3 protein-coding genes are annotated in these 2,151 nt (G+C 70.7%); 2 read left to right on the top strand and 1 reads right to left on the bottom strand.

Going from position 1 to position 2,151, the window contains the following annotated elements; translation table 11 throughout:
• Positions 1-216: 216 nt before the first annotated feature.
• The gene (locus tag AX690_RS09625; RefSeq protein WP_066684174.1) at positions 217-681 is read right to left on the bottom strand and encodes a DUF805 domain-containing protein; all 465 of its coding nucleotides are present in this window, start codon (positions 679-681) and stop codon (positions 217-219) included.
• Between the two features lie 148 nt (positions 682-829).
• Here AX690_RS09625 and AX690_RS09620 point away from each other — a divergent pair, with 148 nt between their 5' ends.
• Together AX690_RS09620 and AX690_RS09615 are read left to right on the top strand one after the other, a co-directional pair.
• Positions 830-1,462 (top strand): DUF2460 domain-containing protein, encoded by a 633-nt coding sequence (locus AX690_RS09620; protein WP_066684173.1) that lies wholly within the window; start codon positions 830-832, stop codon positions 1,460-1,462.
• Positions 1,462-2,094 (top strand): DUF2163 domain-containing protein, encoded by a 633-nt coding sequence (locus tag AX690_RS09615; protein WP_066684168.1) that lies wholly within the window; start codon positions 1,462-1,464, stop codon positions 2,092-2,094. Before AX690_RS09620 ends, AX690_RS09615 begins: the two co-directional genes overlap by 1 nt.
• The last annotated feature ends 57 nt before the right edge of the window (positions 2,095-2,151 follow it).

The following is a 2,151-nucleotide window of genomic DNA, read 5'->3' as shown; positions in this document are numbered from 1 at the left end:
AGGCGTCGGGCCTGGTCCGCTCCGACGCCCAGATCGCCCAGGCCTTGGCCCGGGCGGTCAGCTTGGGGGCGCGGCGATTGTGAAAATCCCTCCCCCTTGATGGGGGAGGGTAGGGTGGGGGTGACTTCGGCGGTCGACGCTTCGCGATTGTCCAACGCGGAGGAACACCCCCATCCCCGACCCTTCCCCCATCAAGGGGGAAGGGGGCTTTTCCCCCTACAGCGCCACCGCGGCCGTGTTGGGCGGGGGCGGGCCGTACTGGTTGTCGCGCGGCTGGCCCAGGCTGCAGCCGACCCAGAGCGTAAAGGCCAGCCAGATGGCGAAGGCGATGAAGCACGAGATGAAGAAGCCGCCCAAGGCGGTCAGGGCCGCCAGTTCCGGCTCGCCGCTGGTCAGGGCCGCGATGGCCGGCATGACGCCGATCGACAGGGCCGAGCCCATGATCAGCACCGGGCCCAGAACCCACGGCAGCACCTGCCACCAGCCGGTCTGCCCCATGTCGTGCAGGCGCTTGGAGTGGATGCAGACGCTGCAATAGATGGTCGCCAGGAAGATGACGTTGCCGATCAAGGGAATCCAGCCCAAGGCCATGTTGACGCCCAGCAGGACGAGCCAGCCGATCCAGAACGCCTGGCGGCCGATGCGGCCTTCCGGCGACAGGAACAGGGTCTTCCAATCCATATCGGTCTCCAATCTCGACTCCATAGGTAGGAGCCGACGCCCCGCTGATGAAGTGAAAAGCGGGTCATGACCAAGACTTAATGGCGTTCGGCCGGTCTTGGCGCGGCTTCCCGTCAAATTTTTCCAAAACCTTTTCGTGAGGATCGCCATGAGCGAGTTCCATGAGGCGCGCCTGCCCGCGCGCCTGGCGTTCGGCTGCGCCGGCGGCGTCGAGTGGCGCACCGATATCGTCGCCCTGGCCTCGGGCGCCGAGCAGCGGACCAGCGCCTGGACGCGCGGCCGCCGCCGCTATCTGATCGCCACCGCCGCTCGCCCTCTGGATGAGCTGGCCGAGCTGCTGGCCTTCTTCGAGGCGCGGCGCGGGCGGCTGGCGGGCTTCCGCTTCCGCGATCCGGCCGACTTCAAGTCGTGCGCCCCCTCGGCCCAGCCGAGCGCCACCGACCAGGCGATCGGGACGGGCGATGGCGCCCGTAAGGTCTTCCAACTGAGCAAGACCTATGGGAACGGCGCGACGGCGCTGGCGCGGCCGATCGCCAAGCCGGTGGCCGGCACGGTCAAGGTCGCGGTGGCGGGCGTGGTCCTGGCGGCCGGCGCCTATTCGGTCGATGTCGCGACCGGCCTCGTCACCCTGTCGACCGCTCCGGCCGCCGGCGCGGCGGTGACGGCGGGCTTCGAGTTCGACACGCCGGTGCGCTTCGACACCGACCGCCTGGACATCACGCTGGAGGGTTTCTCGGCCGGCCGCGTCAGCGCCTGCGCCCTGATCGAGGTGCGCGACTGATGCGGGCGCTTCCCGAAGGGCTGGACCTCTCCCGCCTGTGCCACGCCTGGATCGTCGAGCGGACCGACGGTGTGAGACTGGGCTTCACCGACCATGACCGCGACCTCGTCGTCGACGGCGTGACCTGCCGGGCCGGCGGCGGCTGGAGCCCCGGCGCGTCCGAAACCGGCGTCGGTTACGCGCCGGGCCAGGCGGCGGCGCTGGGCGTGCTGGACGACGCGGGGATCTCGGACGCCGACCTCGACGCCGGGCTCTACGACGGCGCCAAGGTCTCGGCCCTGCGCGTCGACTGGAGCGCGCCGTCTCGGCTGGTCCGCCTGTGGACCGCGACGATCGCGGCGGTCAGCCGCGAGCGTAAAGCGTTCAAGGCCACGCTCGCGGGACCCGCGGCGGCGCTGGAGCGGGTCGCCGGGCGGACCTTCACCCGGCTGTGCGACGCGCGCCTGGGCGACGTTCGCTGCGGCGTCGATCTGGCGGCCCATCCGGGCGCGACCTGCGACAAGCGCTGGAGCACCTGCGTCGGCGTGTTCGCAAACGGCGTGAACTTCCGAGGCTTTCCGACGTCGCTCGGCGAGGACTTCCTGACGCTGTACCCCGTCGAGGGCGAGCGCAACGACGGCGGGCGGCGGTGAGGGGCGATAGATGCTCCCCCGCGAGGCGGGGGAGCTGTCGCGGAGCGACTGAGGGGG

This window comes from Caulobacter sp. CCH9-E1 (assembly GCF_001556515.1).
Lineage (GTDB): Bacteria > Pseudomonadota > Alphaproteobacteria > Caulobacterales > Caulobacteraceae > Caulobacter.
Note: the sequence above shows the minus strand (reverse complement) of the source record. Positions and strands in the feature narration are given on the sequence as shown.